This is a genomic window from Amycolatopsis mongoliensis (assembly GCF_030285665.1).
GTDB lineage: Bacteria > Actinomycetota > Actinomycetes > Mycobacteriales > Pseudonocardiaceae > Amycolatopsis > Amycolatopsis mongoliensis.
This window is the reverse complement of sequence record NZ_CP127295.1, coordinates 4,135,039-4,151,454: the sequence shown is the minus strand read 5'-3', so window position 1 is coordinate 4,151,454 and position 16,416 is coordinate 4,135,039. Positions and strand designations below refer to the sequence as shown.

The following is a 16,416-nucleotide window of genomic DNA, read 5'->3' as shown; positions in this document are numbered from 1 at the left end:
CCGCCGCCCCGCCAGGTCGTCGGCTCGGCACCGCCGAAGCGCCCACTCCCGCCCTCCCCACCACCACGCCGGAGGCGCTCCCATGACCTCCCCGCTCCTCGCCCCGCTTCGTGAACCTCGCTTTCGCGCGCTCGTCACCGGGCGGACCTTCGCCGACTTCGCCAATGCCGTCGCGCCCTTCGCGCTGGCCTTCGCCGTCGTCGATCTGACCGGGTCGGCCGTGGACCTCGGGATCGTCGTCGGGGCGCGGTCCATCGCCAATGTGCTGCTCATCCTCTTCGGCGGGATGCTCGCCGACCGGTTGCCGCGGTCGGTGATCCTGCAGGGCACCGAGACCGCCGCCGCGCTCACGCAGGCCACCATCGCCGCGAGTGTCCTCTGTGGATTCACCTCCGTCCCGCTGCTGGTCGGGCTCAGCCTGGTCAACGGCGCCGTCTCGGCCATCTCGCTGCCCGCCGCCGCGTCGCTCACGCCGTTGACCGTCCCCGCGCCACTGCTCGCCCAGGCGAACGCGCTGGTCCGGCTGCTGTCCAACGTCGGCCGCATCGCCGGCGCCGGCCTCGCCGGAGTCCTCGTCGCGTTCGCCGGCTCCGGGTGGGCGCTCGCCGGGAACGCCGTCCTCTTCCTCGCCGCTGCGTTGTCCTATCGCCGGATCCGCCTCCCGCGTGGCGAGCGGATCCCGGGCAGTCGCCCCCTCGGCGAGCTCGCGGAAGGCTGGCGGGAGTTCCGCGCCCGGTCGTGGGTGTGGCTGGTGGTGCTGCAGTTCATGATCGTCAACGCGGTGAACGCGGGCGCGCTGCTGGTGATCGGCCCGCTGGTCGCCGACGACACGTTCGGCCGCACCGGCTGGGGTCTCGCGCTGGCGACGCAGACCGCGGGGGCGCTGCTCGGCGGTGTCATCGCCACGCGGTGGCAACCCCGGCGGATGCTGCTGGTCGGCGTCGCGCTGGTCATGGTCGACGCGCTGCCGATGCTGGCGCTCGGTGAGACGCCGTACCTGCTGCCGTTGCTGTTCGCGATGTTCCTCGCGGGTGTGGCGATCGAGCAGTTCGGAGTCGCGTGGGACGTCTCGCTGCAGGAGAACGTGCCGCCCGAAAAGCTGGCCCGCGTCTACTCCTACGACATGCTCGGCTCGTTCGTCGCGATGCCGCTCGGCCAGATCGCCGCCGGTCCGCTGGCCGAGCACGCCGGCCGTTCGGCAACGCTCCTCGGCGGCGCGGCCCTGGTCGTCGGCGCGACGGCGATCGTGCTGCTCAACCCCCAGGTGCGCGGGCTCGTCCGCCGCGCGCCGGTCAGCCCGGGCGCACCAGGATGAGGTTCAGCAGGCTCGCGCTGAAGACGACGTCGTCCCCGCCGTCGACGAACTCGACGCGCGTGCGTACGAGCCCCCGGTCCGGCTTAGAGCGCGAGAGTCGGGCCTCGGTGACGGTGGCCCGCAGCCGCAGCACCGAGCCCGGCCGCACCGGCCGCGGCCAGCGCAGCTCGTCGACGCCCGGACTGCCCAGGCTGGACACAGTGGACAGGTAGTGGTCGGCGTAGAGCCGCATCATCAGGCTCGCGGTGTGCCAGCCGCTGGCGATCAGCCCGCCGAAGGGCCCGTCCGCCGCGGCTGCGGCGTCGACGTGAAAGCTCTGCGGGTCATAGCGCCGGGCGAAATCGAGGATGTCGGCCTCGGTCACTTCGACGCTGCCACAGTCGTAGGTCGCGCCCTGCACGTAGTCCTCGAAGTAGCGATCATCGGCCATGGGCGCAGGATGCCACAGCCCGGCGACGGCTAGCGGCCCGCGCGAGGTTCCGGGGTCAGGTCGCGGTGGCCGTCGAGACGCCACCAGCTCTCCAGCGTCTCCCTCAACGCCTTCAGCAGCTCGCCGCCCATCTCGAGGGGGACCAGGGCCGCCTTGCCGTCGTCCACCCGGAGTGCCGCCGTCAGGCGGTCGCCCTGCTCGACCAGACCCACCACCACCCGGGTCGGCTCCCCTGCGACGTCCACGGTCGGAATGGCGCGCTCGTACCGCCAGCCTTCAGCGTTCACCCGGCCGACAGTGGCACAGCTTTCCCCGCCCCGGCCCGGGTTTCACCCTCACGTGTGGTCAGGCCGGCGCCCAGGGCCGCACTTCCTCCAGGAGCTTCGCCACCGCGAGCACGAGGTCGTCCGAGTGCCGCGGCCCGACGATCTGCAGCCCCACCGGCAGCCCCGCCGACGTGTGGCCGGCCGGCACGCTGATCGCCGGCTGCTGCGTCATGTTGAACGGGTACGTGAACGGCGTCCACTCCGGCCACTCGCTCAGCCCGCTGCCCGGCGGCACGTCGTGCCCGGCCTCGAACGCGGCGATCGGGACGGTCGGGGTGATCAGCACGTCGTAGCGCGTGTGGAACTCGCCCATGAGGATGCCCAGCGCGGCCCGCTCGGCGGTCGCGTCCAGGTAGTCGCTCGCGCTCCACGTCTTGCCGAGCTCCCAGACCTTGCGCAGGCCGGGGTCCGTCCGGTCCTCCGACCCCGGCGGGAACGTGTCGAGCAGCTTCGCCGCGCCCGACGACCACAGGATGTCGAAGGCCGGCTTCGGGTCGGCGAACCCCGGATCGGTCTCCTCGATGTGCAGGCCCGCGTCACCGAGCGCGCGCACCGCGGCCGCGACGACCGCGGCGACCTCCGGGTCGACGTCGACGTACCCGAGCGTCGGCGAGAACGCCGCGATCAGGCCGCGCACGTCCCGGCGGACGGCCTCGCGGAACGACGCCACCGGCGGCGCGAGCGCGGCCGGGTCGCGGTGGTCGGGTATCGACAGGACGTCCAGCAGCAGGGCGGTGTCGTCCACCGACCGCGCCATCGGGCCGGCGTGCGAGAGCGGGCCGAACGGGCTCGCCGGGAACAGCGGGATCCGGCCGTGGGTCGGCTTGAGCCCGACGATCCCGCAGAACGACGCCGGGATCCGCACCGAGCCGCCGCCGTCGGTGCCGACAGAAAGCTCGCCCATCCCCGCCGCGACCGCCGCGGCGCTGCCGCCGCTCGACCCGCCCGCCGTCTTCGACGGGTCGGCCGGGTTGCGCGTGATGCCCTGCAGCGGGCTGTCGGTGACGCCCTTCCACGCGATCTCGGGCGTCGTCGTCTTGCCCAGCACCACCAGGCCGGCCTCGCGCATCCGCGCGGCGACGGGGCTGTCGACCTCCCACGGCTGGTCCGGGTCGATGCTCTTCGAGCCCCGGACGGTCGGCCAGCCCTGGGTGAGGAACATGTCCTTGATCGAGGACGGCACGCCGTCGAGCCAGCCGATCGGGTTGCCGTCCCGCCAGCGGACCTCCGACGCCTTGGCCTGCTCCAGCGCCCCGTCGGCGTCGACGAGGCAGTACGCATTGCACTCGCCGTCACGGTCTTCGATGGCTTGCAGCGCGTTCTGCGTCGCCTCGATCGGTGAGAGCTCACCGGTCGCGTAGGCGGCGACGAGCTCGCTGGCGGTCAGCATCCTGTCGTTCATCCGGCTCCCTGGTTCCCCGACGGCACGTAGCCGAGCGACTTGTCGACGACATTGCGCAGCGGCTCCCCAGCCTGCCAGCGGCGGAAGTTCTCGGTGAACACCTCGACGAGCGTGTTCCGCCAGCCGACGAAGTCACCGGACATGTGCGGCGAGACCAGCACGTCCGGCATGGTCCACAGCGGGCTGTCGGGTGGCAGCGGCTCGGTGTCGAACACGTCGAGCGCGGCGCCGGCGATGGTTTTGTCTTCCAGCGCCGCGACCAGGTCGGACGTGACCACCAGCTCGCCCCGGCCCACGTTGACGAACCGAGCCGACGGCTTCATCGCGGCGAACGCGCGCGCGTCGAACATACCCTTGGTGTGCTCGGTCAGCGGCGCGACGGCGACGACGTAGTCGGCGTGCGGCAGGAACTCGTCGAGCTGCGAAGACTCGTGCACGACACCGAAGTCCGGGTCGCCCGTGCGCTCCCGGCGGCCGGCACCACTGACCCGCATCCCGGCCGCGCGCAGCAGTCGCGCGATGGCCCGGCCGATCGGCCCGGTGCCGACGACCACCACCTGGCGCCCGGCGATCCGCTCGCTCTCGCGGTGCAGCCAGCGGCCCTCGCGCTGCAGGTCGTGCGAGCGCGCGAAGTCCTTCGCGAAGGCGAGGACGACGCCCAGCACGTACTCCGCGATGGCGTCGTCGAAGACGCCCCGCGAGTTGGTCAGGATCACGTCGCTCTCCACCAGCCCGGGGAACAGCACCGGGTCGACGCCCGCGCTCGCGATGTGCAGCCAGCGCAGGCGGTCGGCAGCGTGCCAGGCGCCCGGCACGGCCGTGGAGAGGAAGTCGTAGACGAAGAGCGCGTCAGCTCCGGACAGGGCTTCGGGCAGGCCGGCTGCGTCCGTGTAACGCACGACCGCCCCGGATTCGACAGCACGCATGTCCGGTGGGCGGTGCTCGCCGCAGAGCACGGCCAGGACGGGAGTTTCCCGGTTTTCCGAGGCGATCACGTTGACACGGTAAAAGCGGCTCGTATGATTGTCAACAATCCGAGGAACGACCCCCGGAGCACCGGACGTGTCATCAAGTGCAGACGTATTCCGGAGGCTGAGCCTTGGATTTCGACTTCCTGGCGTTCGACGGCCCGCTGGCGCAACGCGGCATCGGGGTGATCGCCCCCTTCGACCTGGCGCTGGAGCGCGAGCTCTGGCGCTGGGTGCCGATGGAGGTGTCCCTGCACCTCGCCCGGACGCCGTACGAGCCGGTGCCGGTCAGCATGGAAATGGCCCGCCTCGTCAGCGACAGCCACCACCTGGCCAGCGCGACCCGCGACGTGCTGCACGTCGAGCCCGAGGTCGTCGCCTACCTCTGCACGTCGGGCAGCTTCGTCAACGGCGTCGACTACGAGCGCTCGCTCACCAAGGCGATCTGCGACGCCGGCGCACCGGACGCCGTCACCACCTCGGGCGCGCTGGCCGAGGTGCTGCACCAGCTCGACCTCCACCGCGTCTCGATACTGACGCCGTACGACGCCGACCTCACCCGCGCCCTGCACGACTTCCTCGGCGAGCTGAACGTCGAGACCGTCGCCAGCGACCACCTCGGGCTGGGCGGCGGCATCTGGAAGGTCAGCTACCGCACCATCGCCGAGCGCATCCTCGCCGCCGACCACGGCGAGGCCGAAGCGATCTTCGTCAGCTGCACCAACCTCCCCACCTACGACCTGATCGAGCCCCTGGAAGCCGCGCTCGGCAAGCCGGTGCTCACCGCCAACCAGCTGACCATGTGGGCGTGCCTGCGCCGGATGAACCTGCCCATCGTCGGACCCGGGAAGTGGCTTCGTGACGTGTCGTGAAGGTTTTCCTTGACCACCCCTCTAGGATTGTCGACAATTTGCGTCCCTCCGGAGGTTTCGTGACCACCATCGGCTTCATCTACCCCGACCACGCGGCCGAAGACGACTACCCGCTGGCCGAGCAGCTGCTCGGCGGCGCAGCCGCGGACGAGGGCGACATCCGGCTCGCGGTCGAGCACATCTACGGCACCGACAAGCACGCGGTCGCCGAGCTGCTCGACCTCGGCAGCGAGACCCGCCTCGCCGACGGTGCCGCCCTGCTCAAGAAGCACGAGCCGGACGCCGTCGTCTGGGCCTGCACCAGCGGCAGCTTCGTCTACGGCTGGGACGGCGCCCGCGACCAGGCCGACCGCCTCGCCGCCGTCGCCGGGATCCCGGCCTCCAGCACCTCCTTCGCGTTCGTGCACGCCGCGCGTGCCCTGGACGTCAAACGGGTCGCCGTCGCCGCCAGCTACCCGGACGACATCGCCCGGCTGTTCGTGGACTTCCTCAAGGCCGGCGGCGTCGAGGTCGTCGCGATGGCCAGCGCCGACATCATCACGGCCGCCGAGGTCGGCGCGATGTCGTCGGAGGCCGTCGTCGAGCTCGCCGTGCGTCACGACCACCCGGACGCCGATGCGGTGCTCGTGCCGGACACCGCCATGCGCACCCTCGCCGAGATCAACGCGATCGAGGAGGCGCTCGGCAAGCCCGTGCTGACCGCCAACCAGGTGACCGTCTGGGAGGGGCTCCGTCTGACCGGGCGCCACCGGCTCGTCCGTTCCCTCGGCGCGTTGTTCCGGCACCTGCCGGACGGGAGTGCCTGACATGGCCATGCCACCGGGCATGCTGCCCGAGATCGAACCGGTCAGCCGCGAGTCGACAGCCGCGGTCATCGCGCGTCAGCTGCGCGACGCGATCATGACCGGCGCCCTCCCGCCGGGCACCCAGCTCGGCGAGACGGAGCTGGCCTCACGCTTCCAGGTGTCACGGGGGCCGCTCCGGGAGGCCATGCAGCATCTGGTGTCCGAAGGGCTCCTGCGCAGCGAACGGCACCGGGGGCTGTTCGTGATCGACCTCGAGCCCGGCGACGTCTACGACATCTATGCAGCTCGCTCGGCGATCGAACGCGCCGCGATGATCCGCGCCGTGCGCGGCGGGGAACGCGAGCGGATCGCCGACGTGCTCGAGCGGACTGTCGCCGAGATGGCGACAGCCGCGAGCGAAGACGACCCGACCGCGCTTTCCACCGCGGACCTCAGGTTCCACGAGGCCCTCATCAACGCCTCCGGCAGCAAACGGCTCGTGCGGATGGCCCGGACCCTGCTCATCGAGACGCGGATGTGCCTGACCGCGCTGCAGAGCACCTATCAGCGGGTCGAGGAACGCGTCGAGGAGCACACGAAACTCATCCAGGCCCTTCGCGACGGCGACGAGGAAACGGCGCTGGCGCTGCTCGATTCCCACATGGAGGACGCCGTGCAGCGCCTCGCGCCGGGGACGAGCCTCATCGAGGGACACGCCCCGCCGGTGCCGGGCAACGCGTGAGCGGAGCGCCGGCAGGCGCGGCCTGAAGTCCGACAATCGTGATCGGAAAACCGGCGCGCGTAGTCGCCGGGTCGGCACGCGCACCTGGACGACCGGCTCAGGCTCCGGGGGAACCGGCAGGCGTACGTGGACGGCCCGCACGGGTACGGGGAAGCAGTTGACCGGCGGAGAGCACCCGCAGTTAAGCGCCACCGCGCACCCCCAGCACCGGCTGGCCACCACGGCCGTCGCGGCAGTCCGGCGACCACGGGAAGCGGCCCTGCGAGTCCGCGTGGACCAGTTGGAGCGCGCGGATTTCCGGACCGTACAACGCCACTGCGAACACCAGGTGCACCGACGGCTCCGCCAGCCGGACCACCTCGATCAGCGAACCGCCCCGCAGCGGCACGCGCTCGCCCGACGACGGCGGCGACTCGTGCAGTGAGTGCGCGGCCAGGTCGTTGAGCAGTCCCGCCGCGTCCGGCACCGGCAGGCCCGTCACGACCAGCTCGGGCAGGCCGTACTCGCTCAGGCCTACCGTGTAGGCCCACGGCGGGTACGACCCACTGCCCTCGACTCCCTGCACGAGCCAGCCCCGGCCGGCCACGCCATCGCGAAGCCGTTGCAGGTAACCGGATCTGTCCGGGTTCTCACATTCGAAGCACATCGGTGGCTCCTCCCCCTCGGTGGACTTGGGACCACCGTGCCGGAGGGCACCGACAAAAAATCAACCCATCGCTTCGGCCACGGCCGTGCCGAGCCGTTCTGTGGTATCCGTGCCGCCGAGGTCCGGGGTGCGCACGCGGCCCTCGTCGAGCACCCGGTCCACCGCGGTCCGGATCGCTTGCGCAGCAACGGTTTCGCCCAGGTGTTCGACCAGCATCGCGGCCGCCAGGATCTGTGCCACGGGGTTCGCGATCCCCTGTCCGGCGATGTCCGGAGCACTCCCGTGGACCGCCTCGAACATCGACGGATATTCACCCGATGGGTTGATGTTGCCGGACGGTGCCATGCCGAGTCCGCCGGTGATCGCGGCCGCGAGGTCGCTCAGGATGTCGCCGAAGAGGTTCGAACCCACGATGACGTCGAGCCGGTCCGGCGCCTGGACCATCCGCGCCGCCAGCGCGTCCACGTGCATCTGTTCACTGTGGACATCGGGGTACTCCGCGGCGATTTCGGCAAAGATCTCGTCCCAGAAGGGCATCGAGTGGATGAGCCCGTTGGACTTCGTCGCCGAGCACACGCGCGAAGACCTCGTCCGCGCCAGTTCGAAGGCGTACCGGATGATCCGTGAAACGCCGACGCGCGTGAAGACCGACTCCTGCAGCACGAACTCGTCCGGCCGCCCGGCGTTGTGCCGGCCGCCGATCGCCGAGTACTCCCCTTCGGAGTTCTCGCGGACGATGACCAGCTCCAGCTCTTCGGCCTTCCGCCCGGCCAGCACGGACGTCGTGCCCGGCAGCAGCCGCACCGGGCGCAGGTTGACGTACTGCTGGAACGCGCGCCGAAGCGGGATCAGCAGGCCCCACAGCGAAACGTGGTCCGGGACGCCGGGAAAGCCGACCGCGCCGAGCAGGATCCCGTCGAACGCCGAGAGCTGCGCGACGCCGTCGTCCGGCATCATCGACCCGGCCTGCGCGTAGCGCTCGCAGCTCCAGTCGAATTCGTTCCACTCCAGAGAGAAGCCGAAGAGCGCGGAAGCCCGGTCGAGGACCTTGCGGGCCTCGACCGTGACGTCCACGCCGATCCCGTCGCCGGGGATGCTCGCGATGCGGTAGGAGCTCACAGGGCCACCGCGATGTACTTGGTCTCGAGGAACTCGTCGATGCCGACCGAACCGCCTTCGCGGCCCAGCCCGGACTGCTTGATCCCGCCGAACGGCGCCGCCGGGTTCGACACGATGCCCTGGTTGAGCCCGATCATGCCGGCCTCCAAGGCTTCCGAGACGCGCAGCGCGCGCTTGAGGTCGCTGGTGAAGACGTAGGAAACCAGACCGAACTCGGTGTCGTTCGCCTTCGCCACCGCCTCTTCCTCGGTGTCGAACGGCGTGATCGGGGCGACCGGCCCGAAGATCTCCTCGTGCGTCAGCCGCGCTTCCTGCGGGACATCGGTGAGCACGGTGGCCTGGTAGAAGTGACCCGGGCCGTCGACTCCGGAGCCGCCGGTGAGCACCTTCGCGCCGCGGTCGGTGGCGTCCTTGACCAGCTCCGTCACCTTGTCGACGGCCTTGCCGTCGATCAGCGGGCCGACCACGACGTCCTTCTCGGTGCCGCGGCCCATCGGCAGCGCCTGCATGCGCTCGGTCAGCCGCCGCGAGAACTCCTCGACGACGCCGCGCTGCACGTAGAACCGGTTCGCCGCGGTGCACGCCTCGCCGATGTTGCGCATCTTCGCCTGCATCGCGCCGTCGATGGCGGCGTCCATGTCGGCGTCGTCGAAGACCAGGAACGGCGCGTTCCCGCCGAGCTCCATCGACGTCCGGAGGACCTTGTCGGCGCACTGCTCCAGGAGCTTCCGGCCGACGCCGGTCGAGCCGGTGAAGGAGAGCTTGCGGGCGCGGCCGTCACGGATCAGCGGCTCCATCACCCCGCCGGAATCGCTGGTCGTGAGGACGTTGAGCACGCCCTCGGGCAGCCCCGCCTCGGCGAGGATGCCGGCCAGCGCCAGCATCGACAGCGGCGTCTGCGCGGCGGGTTTGATCACCATCGTGCAGCCCGCGGCGACAGCCGGGCCGATCTTGCGGGTGCCCATCGCCATCGGGAAGTTCCACGGCGTGATCAGGATCGTCGGCCCGACCGGCTGCTTCGTGATGAGGAACCGGCCCGAGCCGTTCGGGGCGGTCGCGTAACCGCCGTCGATCCGGACGGCCTCCTCGGCGAACCAGCGGAAGAACTCGGCGGCGTAGGCGATCTCACCCTTCGACTCGGCCAGCGGCTTGCCCATCTCGAGGGTCATGAGCAGGGCGAGCTCGTCCTGGCGCTTCATCAGCAGCTCGTACGCGCGGCGCAGGATCTCGCCACGCTCGCGGGGCGCCACCTTCGCGAAGTCCGCTTGCGCGGCGACGGCGGCGTCCAGCGCGGTGACGCCGTCCGCCGGCGAGGCGTCGGCGACCTGGCACAACTCCTTGCCGGTGGCCGGGTCCACCACCGGGAACGTCTTCCCCGACTCGGCGGCGACCCACTTGCCGCCGATGAACAGTTCCTTGCCGACCGCGTCGACGACGCCGGACTCGGTACTCGCGCTCATCCCGACTGCTCCTCACGTGTTGTCCCGAGGGCCATGCTATGGATATTGTCAACAATCGACAACCCGCTCAACCGACCAAGGAGCACGCTGCCATGGCCCAGCTATCTCCGCTGCTCAAGCAGGCAACGCCCGTCGTGGTCGACCACGGTGAAGGGGTTTACCTCTACGACGTCGACGGCAAACGCCACCTCGACTTCACCGCAGGCATCGGCGTCACGAGCACCGGGCACTGCCACCCGCACGTCGTGCGAGCGGCGCAGGAGCAGATCGGCAAGCTCGTCCACGGGCAGTACACGACGGTGATGCACCAGCCCCTGCTCGAGCTGACGAAGCGGCTCGGCGACGTCCTGCCGAGCGGGCTCGACTCGCTCTTCTACGCGAACTCGGGCAGCGAAGCCGTCGAAGCCGCGTTACGGCTTTCGCGGCAGGCGACGAAGCGCCCGAACGTCATCGTCATGCAGGGCGGCTTCCACGGCCGGACCGTCGCCGCGGCGAGCATGACGACGTCCGGGACGCGGTTCAGCGCCGGCATCGGCCCGCTGATGGCCGGCGTGCACGTCGCCCCCTTCCCCTACGCCTACCACTACGGCTGGGACGAACAGACCGCTACGAAGTTCGCGCTGCGCGAGCTGGACTTCCTGTTCCAGACGGTCAGCGCGCCCAACGAGACCGCCGCGATCTTCGTCGAGCCGGTGCTCGGCGAGGGCGGCTACGTCCCGGCGAACACCGAGTTCATGGCGGGGCTGCGCGAGCGCGCGGACCGGCACGGCATCCTGCTCGTCGTCGACGAGATCCAGACCGGCTTCGGCCGCACCGGCAAGTTCTGGGGGCACGACCACTTCGACGTCTCCCCCGACATCGTGCTCATCGCGAAAGGCCTGGCCAGCGGCTTCCCGCTGTCGGGCATCGCCGCTTCGCAGGAGCTGATGGCGAAGGCGTTCCCGGGCTCGCAGGGCGGTACGTACGGCGGCAACGCCGTCTCGTGCGCGGCAGCGATCGCGACCCTGGAAGTCATCCAGCAAGAGAACCTGGTGGAGAACGCCGCCGAGCGTGGCCGCCAGCTGATCGAAGGCGCCCGGGTGATCGCGGACAAGACGCCCGCGATCGGCGAGGTGCGCGGGCTCGGGCTGCTGGTCGGCTCGGAGTTCACCACCGCAGACGGTGAGCCGGACGCCGCGACCGCCGCGGCCGCCCAGCAGACGGCGTCGAAGAACGGCCTGCTGCTGCTGACCTGCGGGCCGTACATGAACGTCGTCCGCATGGTGCCACCCCTGGTCGTCAACGCCGAGCAGGTCGACGACGCGCTGCGCATCTGGGGCGACGTCGTCGCCTCGGTCACGGGGAGCTGAGCATGGCCCGGTACATCACGATCACGCTCGACAAGCGCGGGGTCTCCTGCCGCGCCCGGCTGCTCGACGACGAGGCACCGCGCACGTGCAAGGCAGTGTGGGACGCGTTGCCGCAGAGCGGTTCCGCTTACCACGCGAAGTACGCGCGCAACGAGGTCTACACGCTGGTGCCGCCCTTCGCGGAGCCGAAGCCCGGGCGGGAGAACCCGACGATCACGCCGATTCCCGGCGACGTCGTGTACTTCGGCTTCGAAGCCTGGGAGATCGGCAATCCCGCGTACGGCTACGACGACGACAGTGAGGCGCACAGCGACCAGGGCGCGACCGACCTCGCGATCTTCTACGGGCGCAACAATCTGCTGATCAACGGCGACGCGGGCTGGGTGCCCGGCAACGTGTTCGCCACGATCGAGGAGGGCCTGGCCGAGATGGCGGCGGCCGCGCAGGACCTCTGGTTGCGGGGTGTCGAGGGCGAGACGCTCTCGTTCGCGCGAGCCTGAATCCCTTACCCGGCAAGGGGCGTCGGGTGCGGTCACCGCACTCGACGCCCCTTTTCCTGCGTCCGGCCACCCGAAAGAGTGATCATCGCGAGCTCACCTTTCGTGGCCGGTGATCACCGGATCGAGCTACGCGATTGCCCAGGATGCCGGATCAAGGCCGGAATTACCGACAGTGAGATTCCTCCCGCCTGTTACCCACAGTGGTTGACCGCCGAAACGGGCACCCCGGCGTCGAACACGAAGGGATTACATGTTTAGCATGGGAAGATTCCACGGTGCCCGGGTCTCCCGAAAATGACTTTTTGACAGCTCTCCTGTGCGGTGAAAACCTGCTTTCGCTCCCCACCAGGGAGCTCTCCAGGGAAGTCAATGAGTTATTCATCAAGGAGTCATTCCATGCAGATGTTCGCCCAGCACGCCCACTACTGCCACGACATCCTGACCGGCGCGCTGGCGCACCTGGCGCACGTTCTCGGCTGGCTCGTCTGAGCCAGGCGGAAACTCCGGAGCCTGGCCGCGGGAAACCGCGGCCAGGCCGTTTCACCCCAGCTCTCCCAGTCTCGCGAAATCGTCGTCGGAAATCGCGACGTCGGTCGCGCCGCAGTTTTCTTCGAGGTGCGCGAGCGAGGACGTACCGGGAATCGGGATGACCACCGGCGACCGGCGCAGCAACCAGGCGAGGGACACCTGGGCGGGGGTCGCGCCGAGGCCGGCCGCGACCTTTCCGAGCACACCGCCCGCCTTCGCGTGGTCACCGCGTGCGATCGGGAGCCACGGGACGAACGCGATCCCCTCGCGCCCGCAGTAGTCGAGGACGTCGTCGGACGCGCGGTCGGTCAGGTTGTACCGGTTCTGCACGCTCGCGATGGGCGCGACGGCCCGTGCTTCGGCCAGCTGCGCGACGCTGACCTCGGACAACCCGATCCGGGCGACCTTGCCCTCCTCGCGCAGCCGGGCGAGCGCGCCGACCTGGTCGGCGAGCGGCACCTGCGGGTCGAGGCGGTGCAGCTGCAGCAGGTCGAGGCGTTCCACGCGCAGGCGCCGCAACGAGAGTTCCGCCTGCTGCCGCAGGTATTCGGGCCGGCCGAGCGGCACCCATTCGCCCTGGCTCGGGCGCGAGTGGCCGCACTTCGTCGCGATGAACAGCCCGTCATACGGGTGCAGCGCGTCGGCGAGCAGTTCCTCGTTCAAGCCCAGGTCATAGGCGTCGGCGGTGTCGAAGAACGTCACGCCGAGCTCGGCCGCGCGGCGGGCGACCGCGGCCGCACCGTCGCGGACGTGGTCCCACTCGGTGAGCCGCATGGCGCCGAAACCCAGCCGCCGCACGGAAACGCCGTCTTCGAAGGTGTACGTCGATGTCATGCCGGAAGCTTCACCCGGCGCGGAGTCACCCACCAGAGATTTAGCCTGAGCTAAATCCTGCTCTGTAATCGCCTGATCACCGGTTTCATCCGGATTTCATCGGCCTTCCCTAACGTCCCCAGAGCAGTGATCAACTGACGGAGGGGACTGCGAAGTGAAAAATCTGAAACGGCTTTCGCTGATCGGCGCGGCGGTGGCGGCACTCGTCACCGGATTCGTCACCACACCGGCCGCGCACGCCGAAGGCGCGCACTACTACATCCTGATCGGCGGCACCTGCAACGGGAACGCCGACCAGTACCAGGACGCGTGGCTGCGCGGCGGGATCCGCAAGGTCGTGAACTACCCGGCCGGCGCGTCCGGACTCCCGGGACCGTGCGGCGCGACGCCGATGGACCAGAGCGTCGCCATCGGCCGCGAAGAGGCGAAGCGCGTCGCCCAGGACTCTTTCAACGAGGACCCGGGCGGCGAGTTCACCGTCGTCGGGTACTCGCAGGGCGCGATCGTCGCGAACTTCCTGCTCAATGACATCGCGGACGGCCTCGTGAACGTCGACAAGAGCCACTTCACCGCGAAGCTGTACGCCGACCCGATGCAGCCGGTCGGACCGCCGGGACGCGGGATCAGCGCGGTGATCCCGGCGGGCGCGGGCGCGCCGTCGCCGTTCGGCGGGTACGTCTCGTTCGGCCCGGGCCGGACGGACTTCGGCGGCATCCCGTACATCCGCTACTGCATCCAGACCGACGGGGTGTGCCACTTCGACACCCTCGAAGCGCCGGGCGGCTACTTCGCCCAGCACTGGTGCTACGTCGAACGCCCGATCATGGACAACACCCTGGCCGACGGCGTGTACACGAACTCGTCGATCGAGCTGCCGCGGCAGGACTGCCGGCCGCCGTGGCCGATCGGCTGACCTTCTCGGGGCGGGCGCTCCGGCGCCCGCCCCACAGCCGGCCGAAGTAGCCGGCCGCGAAGTCGGACAGCCGTTGCGCTGCGACGGACAGGTACGCACTCTCGCGCCAGACCAGGCTCAGGGTGCGGTGGCAATCGGGCGCGTCCAAGCGCAGCCACACAGCTGGGATGTGCGTGACGCCGCGAGAGAACGCGGGCACCAGCCCGACGCCGAGACCCGCGCCGATGAGGTCGCCGGTGGCACCGGGTTCGTCGCTCTCGCAGGTGTATTCGGGGTCGAGCCCGGCCGCCGCGAACAGCCGGTCGGCCAGCTCGCGCGGCCAGTAGCCGGGACGCGTGGGCTGAGCACGATCGAACCCCTCAATCGGACACAGGCGAGTGCGTCGAGGGAGTTCTCCTTCCGCGGTGCGCCGCCCGGAGACGGGCACGGCTGGCTGATCGGCGGGCAGCCGTACTCGCCGTCCCGTATCGATGCGCGACCCCGGCTCGGCGACGTCGAGATCTGGCGGTTCGTGGCGGACCTGCACCACCCGATCCACCTGCACCTGGTCAGCTTCCGGATCCTCTCCCGCGGCGGCCGCGAACCGGGGCCGTTCGACGGCGGGCTCAAGGACACGGTCGACCTGCGCCCGGGGGAAGCGGTGGAGGTGATCGCCCCGGTCGACGACTACCGGGGGCGGTACATGTTCCACTGCCACAACGCGGAGCACGAGGACATGGGCATGATGGCCACCTTCGAAACGACGTGACGCGCTAACGTGAAAAACTTTCATAGCGGCGTACCGGAGGTACGTACTACGCTGCGGTAACCACAGCAACGGCGCAGAGGAGAGACTGTCGATGGGCGACGTGGCAGCACAGCTGGCCGAGATCGTCGGGGACAAGAACCTGCTGACCGGTGACGCGATCTCCGAGGACTACGCGCACGACGAAGCACTGACGGCGGAGCCGCAGAAGCCTGCGTACGTCGCGAAGCCGTCAACCGCCGAAGAAGTTTCGAAGCTGCTGAAGGCGGCGACAGAACACAACGTGCCCGTGACCGCCCGCGGCTCCGGGAGCGGCTTGTCCGGTGCTGCCCGGCCCCGCGCGGACGGGCTGCTGATCTCCTTCGAGCGGATGAACCAGGTCCTCGAAGTCGACACCGGGAACCACGTCGCCGTCGTCCAGCCAGGGGTCACACTCGCCGAACTCGACGCCAAGACCGCCGAAGCCGGGCTCAGCTACACCGTCTACCCCGGCGAGCTGAGCGCGAGCGTCGGCGGGAACGTCGGGACGAACGCCGGCGGGATGCGCGCCGTCAAGTACGGCGTCACCCGCAACAACGTCCTCGGCCTGCAGGCCGTCCTGCCGACCGGCGAGATCATCCGGACCGGCGGCAAGACGTCGAAGATCTCCACCGGCTACGACCTCACGCAGCTGATCATCGGCTCCGAGGGCACCCTCGCTCTCGCCACGGAGATCACCGTCAAGCTGCACCCGCGGCTCACCCACGGCGCCACCGTGCTCGCGCCGTTCGGCGACTTCGGCCAGGTGATGGCGGCGGTGCCGGCGATCGTCTCCAGCGGGCTCGCGCCGCACATCCTCGAGTACATCGACAACATGACGATGGCCGCCATCGTCTACAACGAGAAGCTCGAGCTCGGCGTCCCGGACAAGATCCGCGAGACCAGCGAGGCCTATCTCGTGGTAGCGCTGGAGAACCGGGACAACGGACGCCTGCACGAGGACGTCGAGACCGTCGGCGAGCTGCTCGGCGAACTCGGCGCCACGGACGTCTACGTCCTCGAAGGCCCCGCCGCGCGCAAGCTGATCGAAGCCCGCGAGAAGGCCTTCTGGACCGCGAAGGCCGCCGGCGCCGACGACGTGATCGACGTCGTCGTACCGCGCACCGCGATGCCGCAGTTCATCACGAAGGCGCGCGAACTCGCGATGGCCACGGGCGGCGGCGCGCTCGGCTGCGGACACGCCGGCGACGGCAACGTCCACCTCGCGATCTTCTGCAAGGACGCGGACCAGCGGAAGCGGCTGCTCACCGACATCTTCGCGTACGCGATGGAACTCGGCGGCGCGATCTCCGGCGAGCACGGCCTCGGCCGCACCAAGGCGCACTACCACCAGGAACTCGAAGACCCGGCGAAGATCGAGCTGATGCGCCGGATCAAGCAGAGCTTCGACCCCGCCGGGATCCTCAACCCCGGCGTTCTCTTCCCCGAAGGAACCGCATGAGC

At 70.0% G+C, this 16,416-nt stretch carries 18 protein-coding genes; 9 read left to right on the top strand and 9 right to left on the bottom strand.

What is annotated here, in order from left to right:
- The first annotated feature begins 82 nt into the window (after window positions 1–82).
- A complete protein-coding gene (locus QRX60_RS20210) occupies window positions 83–1,315 on the top strand; it encodes an MFS transporter (RefSeq protein ID WP_286002315.1) in 1,233 nt (410 codons plus the stop codon).
- On the opposite strand, the gene QRX60_RS20205 is transcribed toward QRX60_RS20210, so the two are convergent.
- From QRX60_RS20205 to QRX60_RS20190, 4 genes are read right to left on the bottom strand one after another with little or no spacing between them, the layout of a single operon-like run.
- Window positions 1,293–1,745, bottom strand: coding sequence for a MaoC family dehydratase (locus QRX60_RS20205; protein WP_286002314.1), 453 nt, complete (start codon window positions 1,743–1,745; stop codon window positions 1,293–1,295). The genes QRX60_RS20210 and QRX60_RS20205 overlap by 23 nt on opposite strands.
- Window positions 1,746–1,774: 29 nt before the next feature.
- On the bottom strand, window positions 1,775–2,032 hold the full coding sequence (locus QRX60_RS20200; RefSeq protein ID WP_286002313.1) for a hypothetical protein: 258 nt from the start codon (window positions 2,030–2,032) through the stop codon (window positions 1,775–1,777).
- Between the two features lie 58 nt (window positions 2,033–2,090).
- On the bottom strand, window positions 2,091–3,473 hold the full coding sequence (locus tag QRX60_RS20195) for an amidase (protein WP_286002312.1): 1,383 nt from the start codon (window positions 3,471–3,473) through the stop codon (window positions 2,091–2,093).
- On the bottom strand, window positions 3,470–4,468 hold the full coding sequence (locus tag QRX60_RS20190; RefSeq protein ID WP_286002311.1) for a D-2-hydroxyacid dehydrogenase: 999 nt from the start codon (window positions 4,466–4,468) through the stop codon (window positions 3,470–3,472). Before QRX60_RS20190 ends, QRX60_RS20195 begins: the two co-directional genes overlap by 4 nt.
- A 104-nt stretch (window positions 4,469–4,572) precedes the next feature.
- On the opposite strand from QRX60_RS20190, the gene QRX60_RS20185 reads away from it, so the two are divergent.
- From QRX60_RS20185 to QRX60_RS20175, 3 genes are read left to right on the top strand one after another with little or no spacing between them, the layout of a single operon-like run.
- On the top strand, window positions 4,573–5,313 hold the full coding sequence (locus QRX60_RS20185) for a maleate cis-trans isomerase family protein (protein ID WP_286002310.1): 741 nt from the start codon (window positions 4,573–4,575) through the stop codon (window positions 5,311–5,313).
- Window positions 5,314–5,372: 59 nt separating this feature from the next.
- Entirely contained in the window at window positions 5,373–6,119 is a 747-nt protein-coding gene (locus tag QRX60_RS20180) for a maleate cis-trans isomerase family protein (RefSeq protein WP_286002309.1), read from the top strand.
- Window position 6,120: 1 nt separating this feature from the next.
- Window positions 6,121–6,840 carry a GntR family transcriptional regulator gene (locus QRX60_RS20175; protein WP_286002308.1) on the top strand — a complete coding sequence of 240 codons (720 nt, stop codon included), beginning with the start codon at window positions 6,121–6,123 and terminating at the stop codon, window positions 6,838–6,840.
- 181 nt (window positions 6,841–7,021) lie between these two features.
- Here the strand turns inward: QRX60_RS20175 and QRX60_RS20170 are convergent, their stop codons facing one another.
- From QRX60_RS20170 to QRX60_RS20160, 3 genes are read right to left on the bottom strand one after another with little or no spacing between them, the layout of a single operon-like run.
- Entirely contained in the window at window positions 7,022–7,486 is a 465-nt protein-coding gene (locus QRX60_RS20170) for a DUF4262 domain-containing protein (protein ID WP_286002307.1), read from the bottom strand.
- A gap of 60 nt (window positions 7,487–7,546) precedes the next feature.
- On the bottom strand, window positions 7,547–8,605 hold the full coding sequence (locus QRX60_RS20165; protein ID WP_286002306.1) for a tartrate dehydrogenase: 1,059 nt from the start codon (window positions 8,603–8,605) through the stop codon (window positions 7,547–7,549).
- Window positions 8,602–10,065, bottom strand: a complete 1,464-nt coding sequence (locus QRX60_RS20160; protein ID WP_286002305.1) for an NAD-dependent succinate-semialdehyde dehydrogenase — start codon at window positions 10,063–10,065, stop codon at window positions 8,602–8,604. Before QRX60_RS20160 ends, QRX60_RS20165 begins: the two co-directional genes overlap by 4 nt.
- Window positions 10,066–10,157: 92 nt before the next feature.
- On the opposite strand from QRX60_RS20160, the gene QRX60_RS20155 reads away from it, so the two are divergent.
- Window positions 10,158–11,414 carry an aspartate aminotransferase family protein gene (locus tag QRX60_RS20155; protein ID WP_286002304.1) on the top strand — a complete coding sequence of 419 codons (1,257 nt, stop codon included), beginning with the start codon at window positions 10,158–10,160 and terminating at the stop codon, window positions 11,412–11,414.
- A gap of 2 nt (window positions 11,415–11,416) precedes the next feature.
- Window positions 11,417–11,914, top strand: coding sequence for a DUF3830 family protein (locus QRX60_RS20150; RefSeq protein ID WP_086858079.1), 498 nt, complete (start codon window positions 11,417–11,419; stop codon window positions 11,912–11,914).
- A gap of 540 nt (window positions 11,915–12,454) precedes the next feature.
- Here QRX60_RS20150 and QRX60_RS20145 read toward each other — a convergent pair.
- On the bottom strand, window positions 12,455–13,276 hold the full coding sequence (locus QRX60_RS20145) for an aldo/keto reductase (RefSeq protein ID WP_286002303.1): 822 nt from the start codon (window positions 13,274–13,276) through the stop codon (window positions 12,455–12,457).
- A gap of 154 nt (window positions 13,277–13,430) precedes the next feature.
- Between QRX60_RS20145 and QRX60_RS20140 the strand changes: the two genes are divergently transcribed.
- Window positions 13,431–14,189: a PE-PPE domain-containing protein gene (locus QRX60_RS20140; RefSeq protein ID WP_286002302.1), complete on the top strand. Its 759-nt coding sequence runs from the start codon at window positions 13,431–13,433 to the stop codon at window positions 14,187–14,189.
- Here the strand turns inward: QRX60_RS20140 and QRX60_RS20135 are convergent.
- Window positions 14,098–14,616 (bottom strand): LysR substrate-binding domain-containing protein, encoded by a 519-nt coding sequence (locus QRX60_RS20135; protein ID WP_286003653.1) that lies wholly within the window; start codon window positions 14,614–14,616, stop codon window positions 14,098–14,100. The genes QRX60_RS20140 and QRX60_RS20135 overlap by 92 nt on opposite strands.
- Between QRX60_RS20135 and QRX60_RS20130 the strand changes: the two genes are divergently transcribed.
- Window positions 14,530–14,937, top strand: coding sequence for a multicopper oxidase domain-containing protein (locus QRX60_RS20130; RefSeq protein ID WP_332845862.1), 408 nt, complete (start codon window positions 14,530–14,532; stop codon window positions 14,935–14,937). The genes QRX60_RS20135 and QRX60_RS20130 overlap by 87 nt on opposite strands.
- Before the next feature lie 91 nt (window positions 14,938–15,028).
- Entirely contained in the window at window positions 15,029–16,414 is a 1,386-nt protein-coding gene (locus QRX60_RS20125) for an FAD-binding oxidoreductase (RefSeq protein ID WP_286002301.1), read from the top strand.
- Window positions 16,415–16,416 lie beyond the last annotated feature (2 nt).